The following is a 16,325-nucleotide window of genomic DNA, read 5'->3' as shown; positions in this document are numbered from 1 at the left end:
CCCTATCTCAACATTCTCGTATCGCGAGATTGAATGGCAAGGGGTCTGCCAGCATGAGATGCCATCGACAAACCACAACAATCAAAAGGATGAGGCATGAAAAAAATCTGGATCATCACGATCGCGTTGTTCTTGCAGGGCTGTGCCATTGCAATGGGGCCGAAGTTTTCCGGTTACAAGGAAATTGAAGGGGAGACAGCACAGTTGTACATTCTCCGCACCGAGAACGGCAAGCCGTTCGATCAGTGGTCGGCAGGCCGGACTGGTCACTATCCGACCATGCTGGTCAACGGAACCGACATCGGACAGCTCAAACGTGGCGGTTACCTGGTCCGCACCGTCAAGCCGGGACCGGTGCTGGTGGAAACCGAAACCAGCTTCAACTGGCCTCTGCCTCCCCACCGGATCAAGCTCAATGCCGAAGCAGGAAAACGCTACTTCGTGCAGCTCAATACCGGCTTCAACGGCTTTTCAGGAACGGGACTGGTGGTGGGTGTTTCCTTCGTCCCCGTCAAAGAGGACGTTGCTTTGCCGCTGTTGAAGGAGCTCACACTCTCAGACTGATTCTTGATTCTTGATTCTTGAGGATAACGCCCCGTTGAACCGTTGTGCATCGGGGCGTTGTCTTTTTTGCCGGCGCTGCGTCCATGCCGACCCTATCGCTGCCGGTTGAAGCAACCCTTGCTGTCGCCGGACTTGTGGAATTCTTCCGCCAGGTGGCCATGGACCGAAATTGTCCAGCGCCTGCAGGGGATTGCCCCTGCCATCGATGCCGCCATTCGAGGCGTATCCCGAGCGTCACTCCACGTGGAATAGGTGGAAGTGATCGGCGCGCAGGTTGCCTTCTTGGCAGACCAGTAGCCCCGGCACGCGCCATGTTGCCACGCCGGACAGCTTGCCAGGCCCGGACTTGATGCAAGTCATCCTTGTGAGAGATAGGCCACTGCGAGGCGCTCTCCGGCCTCATCATCGCGCTTGCGATCCTGCACGCCCACTGCCGTGATGCTGCGGCCCAGATCCATGAACTGGCGCCATCGTTTCCATCTTCCCCTGGTCGTCTTCTGCGCCCTGGCATTGGCCACCGGCGCGCTGCTGCATGCCTGGCACCTGCCCTTGATCGCCATGCGCGTCTGGCAAGCCAGCGCAGCGCTGGTACTGCTCTTCGTCTTCAGTGAAACGGCGCTGTCCCTGTGGCAACGCCAGTGGGGGCTGGACCTGATGGCCTTGCTCACCCTGGCCGGGGCGCTGGTCTTGCAGGAGGAACTGACCGCAGCCGTGATCGCCCTCATGTTCGTCACCGGCCGTGCCCTGGAAAGCCACGCCGAGCGCCGTGCCCAGCAGGAGATGTCGGCGCGCTGCTGGAGAAGGTGCCGCAACACGCGCATCGCCATGAAGACGGCCGTATCGTGGAGGTCGCGGTGGCGGCGATCCGGCCCGGCGACCGCCTGCTGGTGCGTCCTGGCCAGACGGTGCCGGTCGATGGCATCGCACTGTCGGCAGCGCTGCTCGACCAGGCCACCCTGACGGGCGAGTCACTACCGGTGAACCTGGCCTCGGGGGCTGCGCTCTGCAGCGGCAGCATCAATGCCGGCGAGGCCTTCGACCTGCTGGCCACCAGTACGGCAGAGCAGGGGACCTTGGGCAATATCGTGCGGCTGGTCAGTGCCGCCCGCCAGTCCCGTGCGCCGGCAGTGCGGCTGGCAGATCGCTATGCCTTGCTGTTCGTGCCGCTGGCGCTCGCCCTTGCCGGGCTGGCCTGGCTCATCAGCGGCGACCCGCAGCGGGCGCTGGCGGTCGCCGTGGTGGCCACGCCTTGTCCCCTGATCCTGGCGGTGCCGGTGGCGCTGGTGTGCGCCATGTCGCGTTGTGCCCAGCAGGGCGTCCTCATCAAGCACGGCGGTGCGCTGGAAAAGCTGGCGCAGCTGCATACCCTCTTCGTCGACAAGACCGGTACCTTGACCAGCGGCAAGGCGCATCTGGTCGCCCTGCATCCTGCGCCCGGCATCGGCGCGGATGAGTTGTTGAGACTGGCGGCGTCGCTGGAGCAAATGTCGGTCCATGCCATCGCGCAAGCCGTGGTCAGTGCGGCGCTCGAACGCGGACTCGATCTGGCGCTGCCGGAGCAGGTGAGCGAGTCCCCGGGTGCCGGATTGAGCGGACGCGTACAAGGGCGCGCGCTGCGTGTGGGCAGTCGTGACCATGTGCTGCAGGGTGCGGCGCTGCCGGCCTGGGCCGTACCGTTCAGCGAGCGGATCGGCTATGACGCGGTGGCGGGGGTATATGTCGCCATCGAGGGCCGCCTTGCCGGGGTGTTGTTGCTGGCCGATGAAGTGCGGCTGGAAGCGCCGCGTGCGCTGCGCTTGCTGCGCACGCTCGGTGTGCAACGCATCGTCATGTTGACCGGTGATCGTCATGATGTGGCCACCACCATCGGTCGTGCGCTGGGCGTGGACGAGATCCTGGCCGAGCAGAGCCCGGCTTCCAAGCTGGCCGCCATTACAGCGGCACGCCGGCAGGGTGTCACGATGATGGTCGGTGATGGTGTCAATGATGCCCCGGCCCTGGCTGCCGCCGATATCGGCGTGGCCATGGGTGCGCGCGGGGCTGCTGCGGCGGCCGAGTCGGCGCAGGTGGTATTGCTGGTGGATCGTCTGGATCGCCTGGTGTTGGCCGTGCAGCTGGCGCAGCAGACCCGACGCATTGCCTTGCAGAGCGTGATGGCCGGGATGGGATTATCGGTCGTGGCGATGCTGGTGGCCGCATGCGGCTATCTGCCCCCGGTGGCGGGTGCGGTCTTGCAGGAGTGCATCGACGTGGCCGTCATCCTCAATGCATTGCGTGTGCTGACCTTGCAGAAGGAAGTCCTGCGCAGCCGCTTGCCAGCGGCCGATCGGGAGCGCTTGCAGCAAGAGCATGCCGCGCTGTTGCCGATATTGGATCGCCTGCTGTGGCTGGCCGAGCACAGCGAGGTACTCACCGTCAGCGCCTTGCGCGAGGCATTGCAGTCCTTGAACGGATTGCTCAAGACGCGCCTGCTGCCCCATGAAACCGAAGACGATGCGCGCCTCTATCCGCGCCTGGCGACGTTGATAGGCGGCCGTGATCCGATGGCCGCGATGAGCAGCACCCATCGCGAAATCCATCGCCTGAGCCGCACCCTCGAACGCATTGCCGCACAACTGGGCGCAAGTCCCGCTGATCCGCCGCTGGCAGCGGCCACTGCACAGGAGCTGCGGCATGCGCTGTACGCCTTGGAGGCCATCTTGCGCTTGCATATCGCCCAGGAGGAAGAGCTTTTTCATGGGCTCTCCTCCTGAAAGCGTCGCTTGCCGGGGATACGGTTTGCGGATTACAGGTCGATCTTCATGCGCGCCACGACAGTACGTTCCGCGCCCGGCATCACGTAGAGGTTGTTCCACGAACCCGGATAGTAGTTGCGGTTGAAGAGGTTGTGCACGTCCAGCGACAGCCGCACATTCTTGCTCACCTGCCAGTAGCTCAGGAGCTTGACCGTTGCATACGCCGGCAATGAATACGTGTCTGCGGTATTGCCCGAACGGTTGCCGACGTAGTTCACGCCGCCCCCCAATCCATAGCGCGCGCCATTGGCCGTCGCATCTTCACGCATGACCAAAAGGCCTGCGCTGTAGGCGGGAATGTTGGCCAGGCGCGTGCCTGCTGCCAGGGTCTTGTCCTTGGTCACGCGCGCGTTGTCCCAGGCGAAGTTGGCCGAGACGCGCCAGTGCGCATCGATCTGGCCATAGGCATCGGCCTCGAAGCCGGTGCTCTTGGCTTCGCCCGCAGCCACCTGGAAGCCCGGGATGTCGCTGGCGGTGAGGACATTGGTCTTGGTGATGTCGTAGACGGCGAAGTTGGCGCCCAGTCGCTCATCCTGGGTCTGCAGCTTGAGGCCGGCTTCATAGGCCGTGGAGTGCTGCGGATCGAAGGCGCGGCCGCTGGCGTCCACGCCACTGTTGGCGCGGAAGGATTTGCCTGCCGTCACATACACGGAACTCCAGGCTGTGGGCAGGTAGGTGATGCCGGCGCGCGGCGAGACCGCGCTCTGTTGCTGCGAGGTGTTGGTGACGCCACCTACACGATTCTGGATGCTCTGGTTGTATTGGTCCCAGCGCAGGCCGGCCAGCACTTTCCATTGCGGCGACAGGCTCAGTTGATCCTGCACGAACACCGCCTTGACCCGCTGATGTTCATCCGAACTGCTGGTGCGATTGGTCAGCGGCAGCAGCGGGCTGCCGTAGACCGGATTGTAGATGTCGATGGGCGTATTGGCCGAGCGCAGGATTTCCGTATTCATCCACAGTGTCGACGCTTCGGCACCGATCAACAGGGTGTGACCGATGGCACCGGTGTTGAAGTTGCCCTGCAGCTCCGCCTGGAAGGAGGTATCGCGCGAAGGCAGCTGGCGCCAGGTACGGGTGCGGTTGAGCGTGCGATTGTCGGCGGCCAGCGGATTGGAGAGTGCCGCTTCGGTGTAGTAGCCGTCGAAGCTGCTTTCCTTGTAGCTGGCACCGAGCTTGGCGCGCCACTGCTCGGACAGCGTGCGCTCCAGCGTCAGCTGGTGCGTGTTGCTGCGCATGGCCATGTTGCCGTCGGAGGGTTCGTTCAGGACGCGGTCACGCGGCAGCGTACCCAGCACGCCGCGCACGTTGATGAGGCCGCGGTCCAGCGGTGTGCTGGCCTGCAGGAATTCGGCCTCGTAGTTCAGCAGGGTGTCCTTGTCGATTACCCAGGCCAGCGAGGGGGCTACCAGCGAGCGGCGGTTGTGGAGCAGGCTGGAACGGCTGTCGCCTTCCTCGGTCATGGCGATCAGGCGATAGGCCAGGTTCTGGCCCAGGGGGCCGGTGCTGTCGACCGTGGCACGGCGCAGGCCGCCGGTGCCGGCACTGAGTTCGGCGCTGTTCTTGCGCGTGAATTGCGGTTTCTTGGTGACGATGTTGATGGTACCGCCTGGCTCGCTGCTGCCGTAGAGCGCGGCGGCCGGGCCCTTGAGGAATTCGATGCGTTCGATGGTGGCCGTATCGCGGCGCGGATTGTAGCCGCGCGAACCGGGGAAACCATTGACCAGGAAACCCATGTCGGTACTGCTGAAGCCGCGAATGGCGAAGTTGTCCCAGGTACCGCCGAAGTCATTGAGGCGGCTGATGCCACTGACGTAATCGACCGTATCGGCCAGCCGCACCGCACCCAGGTCCTCGATCTGCTGGGTCGTCATCACGCGGACCGACTGCGGCAGTTCCATCAACGGCGTATCGGTGCGCGTGGCGCCGCTGGTGCTGGTGGCGTTGTAGCTGGTGCCGGCCTTGTCGCGGCCAGCGGAGACGCTGATCTCGGGCAAGGCCGCTGCATTGCTGCCTGCGGCCGTGGCCGTATCGTCGGCCCATGCCAGCGGCGCCATCGCCAGCAGGCTGGTCAGCAGCCACGCGGCGCTGGTGGTGTGGCGGGAGGGAAGGGGAGTCGCAAATCCTCGGTGCATCATCATCGGTATTCAAACAGCCTGGCAAATAAGTCGGGCTGGTGAATATAAATGATAATCGTTAACAATTGTTGGAAAATTGTAAGTTTGTTGTGAAGAAGTGTCTTCCCGCGTCGTTGTTTTGCAAGTTCATCATTAGGGGTCAATGCTTGCCGTACCGAGGCGTGGCGTCGTGGGCCTGAGGCCAGAGAGCTTAAAGTTCGGCCAATGCTGGCCCAGATCAAAACATCGGCAATGAGCGCAACAGCGCCCTCATCCGGCTGACTATACTTGGCGCAAGGATGGCCGCACGGCAACAGGCTGTGCGGCCATCTTGCTTTCATGCTTCCAGTTTCTGTCCCAGGATGATGCGATGTTCGATCAACTCAAAGCCACCTTCAAGTATTTCAACGATGCCGTACCCTTCAAGCTGGGTCCGGCCCTGATCGCCACGGCGGTCCTGGTCCTGCTGCTGCTCACACCCTGCCCGGCGGGGCTGGAGCCCAAGGCCTGGGCGCTGGTGGCGATCTTCCTTACCACCATCGTGGCCATCATCCTCAAGGTCATGCCCATTGGCGTGATGGCGATGATGGCCATCGTCATCGTCTCGCTGTCGCAGGTCACCTCGACTTCCTCCAAGGGCGCCATTGCCGATGCGCTGGCCAGTTTTTCCAATCCGCTGATCTGGCTCATCGTGGTGGCCATCCTGATCTCGCGCGGCTTGAAAAAGACCGGACTCGGCCGCCGCGTCGGGCTGATGTTCATCGCGCTGCTGGGCAAGCGCACGGTGGGCATCGGCTATGGGCTGGCCATCTGCGAACTGGTGCTGGCCCCGTTCACGCCCAGCAATACGGCGCGTGGCGGCGGCATCGTGCATCCCATCATGAAGTCCATTGCCAACGCCTTCGATTCCGATCCGGCCAAGGGCACGCAGAACAAGGTCGGCACCTACCTGGCGCTGGTCAACTATCACGCCAATCCGATCACCTCGGCCATGTTCCTCACCGCCACCGCGCCCAATCCGCTGGTGGTCAACTATGTGGCCAAGGCCACCGGCCATGCGCTGCAGCTCTCATGGACCACCTGGGCGCTGTGCATGCTGCTGCCCGGCCTGGTGTGCCTGCTGATCATGCCGATGGTGATCTACCTGCTCGCGCCGCCGGAGCTGAAGTCCACGCCCAATGCGGTGGACTACGCGCGCAGCGAACTGGACAAGATGGGCCGGCTCGGGGCCAGCGAGAAGGTGATGCTGGGGACTTTCGCGCTGCTGCTGCTGCTGTGGGCCAACGTCCCGGCCATGCTGCTGGGCGCGGCCTTCACGCTCGATCCCACGGTGGTGGCGTTCGTTGGGTTGTTCGTGCTCATCATCACCGGCACGATTGACTGGGATGATGTGCTCTCCGAAAAAAGTGCGTGGGATACGCTGGTCTGGTTCGGGGCGCTGGTGATGCTGGCCGAGCAGTTGAACAAGACCGGTGTGGTGGCCTGGTTCTCGGAAGGCATGAAGGCTGCCATCGTCGCCAGCGGCATGGGCTGGATGGCCGTGGCCAGCGTGCTGTTGCTGGTGTTCGTGCTGTCGCATTACTTCTTTGCCAGTACCACCGCGCACATCAGCGCGATGATGCTGGCCTTCCTCACGGTGGGCGCGCAATTGCTGCCGCCGCAGTATGTGGTCCCCTTCATGCTGATGATGACCGCAGGCTCGGGCGTGATGATGACGCTGACCCATTACGCTACCGGCACTTCGCCCATCATCTTCGGCAGCGGCTACGTCTCCATGGGCAAGTGGTGGGGCGTGGGCTTCGTGATGGCGGTGGTGGAATTGCTGGTGTTTGCGACGGTGGGGATGGTGTGGTGGAAGGTGTTGGGATACTGGTAGGATGCTGGCTGGCCGGACCAAGGGCAAAGGGAGTAGTTCAAATAATACCGATAATAACGTTTGACGTTACTAACGTATGTCGTTACTATTCCCATGATCGAATCATTCAAATGCGCCGACACTGAGGCGTTGCACGAAGGCAAGCGCATAGCGCGGTTTGTCAACATCGAGCGTGTAGCTTTGCGAAAGTTGCGGCAGTTGGAAATTGCCGTTCGGCTGGAGGATTTGAGAATCCCGCCGCAAAATCGCCTTGAATTGCTCAAAGGTAGGCGGCGCGGCCAATACAGCATCAGAATCAACGATCAGTGGCGTCTTTGTTTCGTCTGGAGGGACGGTGCCGCATTCGACATCGAGATCGTTGATTATCACAGCTAGGAGGTTGCGATGGCTCGACGTCTTGCTCCGGTAACGCCGGGCGAACTGCTCAATGAAGAATTCCTGAAGCCGATGGGCATCACCCAATACCGTTTGGCCAAGGAAATCGGCGTATCGCAATTGCGCATCAGCGAGATCGTCAATGGCAAGCGTGCCGTAACAGCCGATACCGATTTGCGGCTCGCACGCTTCTTCGGACTCTCCGACGGATACTGGCTGCGCGCGCAAGTCGCATATGACACCGAAATCGCGCGTGAAAAGATGCGTGATGTGCTGGCTGGTATCAAGCAGTGGCAACCCAAGGAGCCGAGCCCGGTTTGAGGAGGCAGCGGCTTCAACGACAATGACGGCTTCCGGAGAAGCCGTCATTTTTTATTGCGTCAAAATTCTGCGTACGCCGGGACTTCTTACTTCAAGTCCAGCACAATCCGCCCATCAATCTTGCCCTCTTCCATGCGCGCAAAGATGGCATTGATATTGTCCAGCTTGTCCCAGGTAAAGTGCGCCGCCACCTTGCCCTCTGCCGCAAAGACCAGCGATTCTTCCAGGTCCTGGCGCGTACCGACGATGGAGCCGCGCACGGTGATGCGCTTCAACACCGTATTGAACACCGGCAGACTGATGTCGCCCGGGGGCAATCCAACCAGCGCCATGGTGCCGCGGGCACGCAGGAAACCGAACGCCTGTTCCATCGCCTTGGGCGAGACCGCCGTCACCAGCGCACCATGCGCACCACCGATGAGGCGCTGGACTTCGGCCACTGCATTGTGGTCGCGGCCATCGACGGTCAGGTCCGCGCCCAGCTTCTTGGCCAGCGCCAGCTTGTCTTCGTGGATGTCGGCGGCGACCACGTGCATGCCCATGGCCTTGGCATATTGCACGGCCATGTGGCCCAGGCCGCCGATGCCGGAGATCACCACCCACTCACCGGGGCGCACCTCGGTTTCCTTCAAGCCCTTGTAGACGGTCACGCCCGCGCACAGCACGGGGGCGGCCGGGCCGAAGTCCAGTCCGGCAGGCAGGTGGCCGACGAAATTGGGATCGGCCAGGCCATATTCGGCAAAGCTGCCGTTGACGGAATAGCCGGTGTTCTGCTGCTCGGCGCACAGGGTTTCCCAGCCGGTGCGGCAGGGCGAGCAGCAGCCACAGGCCGTATGCAGCCAGGGCACGCCAACGCGGTCGCCTTCCTTGACGTGCTTGACACCCGCGCCCAGCGCGGCAACGTAGCCAGTGCCTTCGTGGCCGGGAATGAAAGGCGGTGTGGGTTTGACGGGCCAGTCGCCATGGGCCGCGTGCAGGTCGGTATGGCAGACGCCGCTGGCTTCGAACTTGACCAGGATCTGGCCCGGACCCGGCGTGGGGACGGGCACTTGTTCAATCGACAGGGGCTTGCCGAATTCGCGGACGACGGCCGCTTTCATCATTTGCGTCATATGCACTCCTCGGGGGGATCAACGGGATGCCAGGGCAGGGCGGCGGCCTTGTGCTGAAATGGCCGTCTGTTGTTCCTGCCTGCAAACGTCAATATCCTCCGCGTGCCGCATGACGACAATCGATGATTGCGCATGGATTGATCCATGTCGCCCATCGTTGAAAAACAAGGTGAGTGCAGTTGCGCATGCCTGTGCAGCATGCCTGCCTGACAGGCTTACTTTGCGATCACCACTTCCACATCGGTTTCCGCCAGCAGGGTCGCCAGTTCCGGCGGGGGCGGGGCATCGGTGAAGAGCACGTCGATCTGCGACAGGTGCGCCATCTTCACCAGCGCCTGCCGTCCGAACTTGCTGGCATCGGCAACCAGCCAGACCTGGCGCGACTGCTCGATGATGGTCTGGGCGACCTTGACTTCACGGGCATCAAAGTCCCGCAAGACCCCATCCATCTCGATGCTGGAAATGCCGATGATGCCGATGTCCACCTTGAACTGCCGGATGAAATCGATGGTGGCCTCGCCCACGATGCCGCGATCCCGCGCGCGCACCACGCCGCCGGCAATGATGACCTCCAGCGCCGGATTGCTGGCCAGCGAATTGGCCACGTTCAGGTTGTTGGTCACCACGTGCAGGTTCTTGTGCTGCTGCAGGGCGCGCGCCACCTCTTCAGTGGTGGTGCCCAGGTTCAGGATCAGCGAACAGCCATCCGGCACCCGCGCGGCCACCGTGCGGCCGATGCGGCGCTTGGCGTCGGCATGCATGACCTGGCGCTCGGGATAGGCAATGTTCTCGGTCGAGGACAGCAGCCCGACCCCGCCGTGATAACGCGCCAGCAAACTGGCATCGACCATCGCCTTGACGTCGCGGCGCACGGTCTGGGTGGTCACGTTCAGTTGCTGGGCCAGCTCTTCCACCGAAATGGTGCCGTGCTTGCGAACGCATTCCAGCAGCGTCTGTTGCCTGGGATTGAGCATGGAGGTGATCGAAATCCGTTGATTTTTGGGAAACAATTTTGATTGAATATGAACATTAAAAAACATAAACGAACATAAAACAACAAATAATTGTTGATTTACTTTCGGGATGTCGCTTATCTTACGTGCATTGGCAACTCCCGGGAAAGTGCGGGGTTGCACGGCAGCTGTTGCACGCAAACACAGCGGAACCGCTGAGACGGCAATACGGTTACCGCACACAAGCAACACGGCACCAATACGGCACCAACACGGCAGTAATACAGCGGAAACACGGCAGCAATACAGTGGCAGCCCGGCAGCAATACGGTGTCGCTGCCGCAGCCAATACAGTTTCACTACGGCATCAATACAGTTTCAACCCGGAACCCATACGGATCCAATACGGAGAAGCGGCGAATGACGCTCGAATATGATCTCTTGGTGGTAGGCGGCGGCATCAACGGCGCGGGCATCGCGCGCGATGCGGCCGGGCGCGGCCTGCGGGTGCTGCTGTGCGAGCAGCATGACCTGGCCCAACATACCTCCTCGGCCAGCACCAAGCTCATCCACGGCGGCTTGCGCTACCTCGAATATTACGAATTCAAGCTGGTGCGCAAGGCCCTGCAGGAACGCGAAGTCCTGCTGCGCTCGGCACCGCACATCATCTGGCCGTTGCGCTTCGTCATGCCGCACGACGCCAACCAGCGCCCGGCCTGGATGATCCGCGCCGGCCTGTTCATGTACGACTACCTCGCCAAGCGCGAGATCCTGCCCGCCTCCGAAGGCGCCAACCTCGCTCGCCACCCGGGCGGGCAGCCTTTGAAGGGCGACTATCGCAAGGGCTTCGTCTATTCCGATGGCTGGGTCGACGACGCGCGCCTGGTGGTCTTGAACGCCATGGACGCCCAGGAACGCGGCGCCCGCATCCTCACCCGCACCAAGTGCATCAGCGCCCGCCGCGAAGGCGATACCTGGCATGCGGTGCTGGAGCACCAGTACGCCAGCGGCGTGCAACAGGAAGAAGTGCGCGCCCGTGCCATCGTCAACGCCGCCGGTCCCTGGGCCGCGCGCTTTGCGCAGTCGGTGCCGCAAGCCAAGACCGGCCGCAGCCTGCGCCTGATCAAGGGCAGCCACATCGTGGTCAAGCGCCTGTTCGACCACCCCTACGCCTACATCTTCCAGAACCCGGACAAGCGCATCATCTTCGCCATTCCCTATCAGGAAGAGTTCACCCTCATCGGTACCACCGACCTCGAATACCACGGCGATGCCGGCAAGGTCGAGATCGATGCCGAAGAGATCGAGTATCTCTGCGAGATGGCCAACCGTTACTTCAAGCGCCAGATCGGCAAGGAAGACGTGGTCTGGACCTATTCCGGCGTGCGTCCGCTGCTGGACGACAGCGCCGAAAACGCCTCGGCCATCACGCGCGACTACCTGCTCGAATGCGACGATGCGGGTGCGCCGATGCTCAACGTCTGGGGCGGCAAGATCACGACCTATCGCAAGCTGGCCGAAGAAGCGCTGTCCATGCTGGCCCCGCACCTGGGTGCATCGAGCCAGCCGTGGACGGCCGGTGCGCCGCTGCCTGGCGGCGACCTGGAACAGCCCGGCAAGATGGTGGCGCGCTACGACTTTGAGGCCTACCTGCGCAAATTGCAGGCGCGCTATCCCTGGTTGCCGGCCGCGCTTGCCCATCGCTATGCGCGCAGCTATGGTTCACGCGTGGACCAGATCATCGGCCAGGCCGACAGCCTGGCAGCGCTGGGCGAAGAACTGACACCGGGCCTCTACGAGGCCGAGGCGCGCTACCTGGTGCAACACGAGTGGGCGCGCGGTGCGGATGACATCCTGTGGCGGCGCAGCAAGCTGGGCCTGCATTGTGGGCCGCAGCACAGAGGGCGGCTGGAGGCGTGGCTGGCGGATTTGCCGGGCGCCACGCCCCACTGAGCCAGGTCACCGCACACCAGATCAATCAAAAAATGTAGCGAGGAGACAGCGTGACCCTGGAATTGAAACAAGTGGCCAAGACGGTCGGTGCCGAAACGCACCTGTACCCGCTTGACCTCCATCTCGCCAAAGGCGGCATCAACGTCCTGCTGGGCCCGACCCAGGCCGGCAAGACGTCCCTGATGCGCATCATCGCAGGGCTCGACAAGCCCACTGCAGGGCGCGTGCTGGTCGATGGCCAGGACGTCACCGGCGTGGGTGTGCGCGAGCGCAACCTGGCGATGGTGTACCAGCAATTCATCAACTATCCTGGCCTGACGGTGTTCGAGAACATCGCCGCGCCCTTGCGCCTGCAGAAGCAGCCCGAGCAGGAGATCAGCAAGCGTGTCAAGGAAATCGCCGACAAGCTGCACATCACCCACCTGCTGCAACGCCTGCCGCTGGAACTCTCCGGTGGCCAGCAGCAGCGCTGCGCGCTGGCACGGGCGCTCATCAAGCGCGCCCCGCTGGTGCTGCTCGATGAGCCGCTGGTCAACCTCGACTACAAGCTGCGGGAGGAATTGCGCAGTGAACTGATTTCGCTCTTCGCTACCGGCGACACCACCGTGGTCTACGCCACCACCGAGCCGCAGGAAGCGCTGCTGCTGGGCGGCCACACCGCCGTGATGCACGAAGGCCGCCTGCTGCAATTCGCACCCACGTTGGAATTGTTCAACAGTCCGGCCTCCACCCGCGTGGCTGCGATCTTCAATGACCCGCCGATGAACCTGCTGGACGCCACGGCCGTCTCCACCGGCCCGGGCGTGGCCGCCATCCGCATGAACGATGGCAGCGTGCTGGAGATCGCCGGACGCAGCTTGTCCCTGTCCGAAGGCCAACCCTGCAAGCTGGGCATCCGCTGCAACGACGTGCGCCTGGAAGCGCTGACGGCACCCGGCGTGAGCCTGGGCTGCAGCGTGACCCTGGCCGAACTGTCCGGTTCCGAAACCTACCTGCACCTGCGCCATGGCGATGTGCCCCTGGTGGCGCAGCTGTCGGGCGTGCATGAAGTGGCCATCGGCAGCACGGTGCAAGTGAGCATCGCCGCCGCCAAGGCCTTCCTCTTCGATACACAGGGTCGCCTGCTGAGCGCCCCGCTGGAGACTCGCTGACATGGCCCGCATCGAATTCAAGAACCTGGGCCACGCCTACAGTGGCAACCCGGCCAGCCTCAAGGACTATGCCCTGCAACCCATGAACATGGTGTGGGAAGACGGCGGTGCCTATGCGCTGCTGGGTCCCTCCGGCTGCGGCAAGTCCACCTTGCTCAACATCATTTCCGGCCTGCTGCAGCCCTCCGAAGGGCAGGTGCTCTTCGATGGCCGCGACATGACTCGCATGGCCACCCGCGATCGCAACATCGCGCAGGTGTTCCAGTTCCCGGTGCTCTACGACACCATGAGCGTGTTCGACAACCTCGCTTTCCCGCTGCGCAACCGCAAGATCGCCGAGCGCGAAGTGCAGGCCCGCGTGCGCGAGATCGCCGAGATGCTCGACCTGACCCGCGACCTCAAGCAGCGCGCCGCCGGTCTGTCGGCCGATGCCAAGCAAAAGATTTCGCTGGGCCGTGGCCTGGTGCGCAAGGACGTGGCGGCGATCCTCTTCGATGAACCGCTGACGGTGATCGATCCGCACATGAAGTGGGAGCTGCGCCAGAAGCTCAAGGAAATCCATCACCAGTTGAAGCTGACCCTGATCTACGTCACCCACGACCAGGTCGAGGCACTGACCTTCGCCGATGAAGTGGTGGTCATGACCGAGGGCAAGGTGGTGCAGCAGGGTAAACCTGAGGCCCTGTTCCTGCGGCCTGATCACACTTTCGTCGGTTACTTCATCGGCAGTCCCGGCATGAACTTCTGCCCGGTGCGCGTGGAAGGCGATGCGGTCGTGCTGGGCCAGCAGCGCGTGCAGGTCGAGGCCGCGCAGCTGCAGGCCCTGAAGAACAGCAGCGGTGACCTCAAGCTGGGCATCCGCCCCGAATTCGTCGAGCTGGCTGCACCCGGTACGGCCGGTGCCGTCAGCGCCGAGATCACCCAGGTCCAGCACCTGGGCACCAGCCAGCTGGTGACCGCGCAGTTCGAGGGCATGAGCGTGAAGGCGCGCGTGGCGCCCGAATTGAAGATCGCCACCGGTGCACACTGGCTGCGACTGGCCAAGCCCGAGACGATCTTCTTCAGCAACGACGAGAGAATTGGACGCTAAGCCATGAACAAGCCCTACAACAACAAGGCCTGGTTCTTCATCCTCCCGGTCTTCCTGACGGTGGCCTTCTCGGCCATCATTCCGCTGATGACGGTGGTCAATTATTCGGTGCAGGACATCATCAGCCCCGAACAGAAAGTCTTCGTGGGCCTGGACTGGTTCCGCGACGTCATGCGCGACAGCGAACTCCATGCGGCCCTGCTGCGCCAGCTGATCTTTTCCTTCTGCGTGCTGCTGGTGCAGCTGCCGCTGGGCATCGGCCTGGCGCTGGCCATGCCGCACAAGGGCTGGAAATCCTCGGCCACGCTGGTGATCCTGGCCATGCCGCTGTTGATTCCATGGAACGTGGTCGGCACCATCTGGCAGATCTTCGGCCGTGGCGACATCGGGCTGGGCGGCCACGTGCTCAACCTGCTGGGCGTCGACTACAACTACGCCTCCAATCCGCTGGACGCCTGGCTGACCGTGCTGCTCATGGATGTGTGGCACTGGACGCCGCTGGTGGCGCTGCTGGCCTTTGCCGGTCTGCGTTCGATTCCGGATGCGTATTACCAGGCCGCGCAGATTGACGGCGCCAGCCGCTGGGCGGTGTTCCGTTTCATCCAGCTGCCCAAGATGCGCGGTGTGCTGGTGATCGCGGTGCTGCTGCGCTTCATGGACAGCTTCATGATCTACACCGAGCCCTTCGTGCTCACCGGTGGCGGTCCCGGCAACTCGACCACCTTCCTCAGCCAGTACCTCACGCAGAAAGCCGTGGGCCAGTTCGACCTCGGTCCGGCCGCTGCCTTCTCGCTGATCTACTTCCTCATCATCCTGCTGTTGTCCTTCGTGCTCTACAACTGGATGCAGAGCGCCGGCAACAACGCCAATGCTTCGGGTGGCCAACATGAATAAGACCCAGGACAAGACCTTCACCCGCACCCTGGTGATGCTGGTCTACATCGCCTTCACGCTGGTGCCGCTGTACTGGCTGCTGAACACGTCGTTGAAGACCAACGAGGAGACGCTGTCGGTCTTCACGCTCTGGCCCAATGCGCCCACGCTGAACAACTACAAGACGATCTTCACCGATCCCTCGTGGTATTCGGGCTACATCAACTCCATCATCTACGTGGCCATGAACACGGTCATGTCGCTGCTGGTAGCCCTGCCGGCCGCTTATGCCTTCTCGCGCTATCGCTTCCTGGGCGACAAGCACATGTTCTTCTGGCTGCTGACCAACCGCATGACGCCGCCGGCGGTGTTCCTGCTGCCGTTCTTCCAGCTCTATTCCACCATCGGGCTGTCGGACACGCACATCGCGGTGGCGCTGGCGCACATGCTCTTCAACGTGCCGCTGGCAGTGTGGATCCTGGAAGGTTTCATGTCGGGCGTGCCGCGCGAGATCGATGAGACGGCCTATATCGATGGCTTCTCCTTCCCGCGCTTCTTCCTGCGCATCTTCCTGCCGCTGATCAAGTCGGGCGTGGGCGTGACGGCCTTCTTCTGCTTCATGTTCAGCTGGGTGGAGCTGCTGCTGGCCCGCACGCTGACCTCGGTCAACGCCAAGCCGATCAGCGCCATCATGACGCGTACCGCGTCGGCAGCGGGCATGGACTGGGGCATCCTGGCCGCGGCCGGCGTGCTGACGATTGTTCCGGGAGCCCTGGTGATCTGGTTCGTGCGCAACCACATCGCCAAGGGCTTCGCAATGGGGAGAGTGTGATTATGGGAAATGCTTTGTCGTGGATGTCGTGGACGCCACCGGTGGCGATCTTTTTCGCCTGCGTGGTGCTGATGCTGGTCGGCATGACGGTGTGGGAAATCCGCTCGCCGACCATCGAGCGCAAGGGCTTCCTGCCCATGCGCACCACGCGCGGTGACCGCCTGTTCATCGGGCTGCTCACGGCTGCTTACATCAACCTGGCCTGGGTCGGACTCACCGACCTGGACCAGTGGTATGCCGCCGCAATCGGTTTCGTGATGCTGGCGCTGATCATGCGCAAGGGGTGAGAAGAGTGTTCGGGCAGCAGGCAAGA

14 protein-coding genes and 1 pseudogene are annotated in these 16,325 nt (G+C 62.7%); 11 read left to right on the top strand and 4 right to left on the bottom strand.

Annotation, left to right across the window (positions count from 1 at the left end):
• Positions 1–96: 96 nt before the first annotated feature.
• Together FYB76_RS15305 and FYB76_RS15300 are read left to right on the top strand one after the other, a co-directional pair.
• Positions 97–564, top strand: a complete 468-nt coding sequence (locus FYB76_RS15305) for a DUF2846 domain-containing protein (RefSeq protein WP_088754743.1) — start codon at positions 97–99, stop codon at positions 562–564.
• Between the two features lie 456 nt (positions 565–1,020).
• Positions 1,021–3,317, top strand: a pseudogene (locus FYB76_RS15300) (heavy metal translocating P-type ATPase).
• A gap of 32 nt (positions 3,318–3,349) precedes the next feature.
• On the opposite strand, the gene FYB76_RS15295 reads toward FYB76_RS15300, so the two are convergent.
• Both FYB76_RS15295 and FYB76_RS15290 read right to left on the bottom strand, forming a co-directional pair.
• Positions 3,350–5,500 (bottom strand): TonB-dependent siderophore receptor, encoded by a 2,151-nt coding sequence (locus tag FYB76_RS15295; RefSeq protein WP_154134201.1) that lies wholly within the window; start codon positions 5,498–5,500, stop codon positions 3,350–3,352.
• Positions 5,497–5,817, bottom strand: a complete 321-nt coding sequence (locus FYB76_RS15290) for a hypothetical protein (protein WP_154134200.1) — start codon at positions 5,815–5,817, stop codon at positions 5,497–5,499. The genes FYB76_RS15295 and FYB76_RS15290 overlap by 4 nt, the downstream gene beginning before the upstream one ends.
• Positions 5,818–5,846: 29 nt before the next feature.
• On the opposite strand from FYB76_RS15290, the gene FYB76_RS15285 reads away from it, so the two are divergent.
• The 3 genes from FYB76_RS15285 (at position 5,847) to FYB76_RS15275 (ending at position 8,048) form a co-directional block, all read left to right on the top strand.
• On the top strand, positions 5,847–7,352 hold the full coding sequence (locus tag FYB76_RS15285; RefSeq protein ID WP_154134199.1) for a DASS family sodium-coupled anion symporter: 1,506 nt from the start codon (positions 5,847–5,849) through the stop codon (positions 7,350–7,352).
• Positions 7,353–7,445: 93 nt separating this feature from the next.
• Positions 7,446–7,727, top strand: a complete 282-nt coding sequence (locus FYB76_RS15280; RefSeq protein ID WP_187697646.1) for a type II toxin-antitoxin system RelE/ParE family toxin — start codon at positions 7,446–7,448, stop codon at positions 7,725–7,727.
• 72 nt (positions 7,728–7,799) lie between these two features.
• On the top strand, positions 7,800–8,048 hold the full coding sequence (locus FYB76_RS15275; RefSeq protein WP_338152857.1) for a HigA family addiction module antitoxin: 249 nt from the start codon (positions 7,800–7,802) through the stop codon (positions 8,046–8,048).
• An 86-nt stretch (positions 8,049–8,134) separates the two neighbouring features.
• On the opposite strand, the gene adhP is transcribed toward FYB76_RS15275, so the two are convergent.
• Together adhP and FYB76_RS15265 are read right to left on the bottom strand one after the other, a co-directional pair.
• Positions 8,135–9,160: an alcohol dehydrogenase AdhP gene (gene adhP / locus FYB76_RS15270; RefSeq protein ID WP_088754748.1), complete on the bottom strand. Its 1,026-nt coding sequence runs from the start codon at positions 9,158–9,160 to the stop codon at positions 8,135–8,137.
• A 215-nt stretch (positions 9,161–9,375) separates the two neighbouring features.
• On the bottom strand, positions 9,376–10,134 hold the full coding sequence (locus FYB76_RS15265) for a DeoR/GlpR family DNA-binding transcription regulator (protein ID WP_034331224.1): 759 nt from the start codon (positions 10,132–10,134) through the stop codon (positions 9,376–9,378).
• 399 nt (positions 10,135–10,533) lie between these two features.
• Between FYB76_RS15265 and glpD the strand changes: the two genes are divergently transcribed.
• From glpD to FYB76_RS15235, 6 genes are read left to right on the top strand one after another with little or no spacing between them, the layout of a single operon-like run.
• Entirely contained in the window at positions 10,534–12,066 is a 1,533-nt protein-coding gene (gene glpD, locus FYB76_RS15260) for a glycerol-3-phosphate dehydrogenase (RefSeq protein WP_154134198.1), read from the top strand.
• Between the two features lie 50 nt (positions 12,067–12,116).
• Positions 12,117–13,217, top strand: a complete 1,101-nt coding sequence (locus FYB76_RS15255; RefSeq protein WP_220407338.1) for an ABC transporter ATP-binding protein — start codon at positions 12,117–12,119, stop codon at positions 13,215–13,217.
• 1 nt (position 13,218) lies between these two features.
• Positions 13,219–14,307, top strand: coding sequence for an ABC transporter ATP-binding protein (locus FYB76_RS15250; RefSeq protein ID WP_154134197.1), 1,089 nt, complete (start codon positions 13,219–13,221; stop codon positions 14,305–14,307).
• Positions 14,308–14,310: 3 nt separating this feature from the next.
• Entirely contained in the window at positions 14,311–15,201 is an 891-nt protein-coding gene (locus FYB76_RS15245) for a carbohydrate ABC transporter permease (protein ID WP_039790028.1), read from the top strand.
• Positions 15,194–16,012, top strand: a complete 819-nt coding sequence (locus tag FYB76_RS15240) for a carbohydrate ABC transporter permease (protein ID WP_088754752.1) — start codon at positions 15,194–15,196, stop codon at positions 16,010–16,012. Before FYB76_RS15245 ends, FYB76_RS15240 begins: the two co-directional genes overlap by 8 nt.
• Before the next feature lie 2 nt (positions 16,013–16,014).
• Complete coding sequence (locus tag FYB76_RS15235; protein ID WP_154134196.1) at positions 16,015–16,299, top strand: DUF2160 domain-containing protein; 285 nt, start codon at positions 16,015–16,017, stop codon at positions 16,297–16,299.
• Positions 16,300–16,325: the final 26 nt, after the last annotated feature.

It is taken from the genome of Herbaspirillum sp. CAH-3 (assembly GCF_009668275.1).
GTDB lineage: Bacteria > Pseudomonadota > Gammaproteobacteria > Burkholderiales > Burkholderiaceae_D > Herbaspirillum > Herbaspirillum aquaticum.
This window is presented reverse-complemented; position numbering and strand designations above follow the sequence as displayed.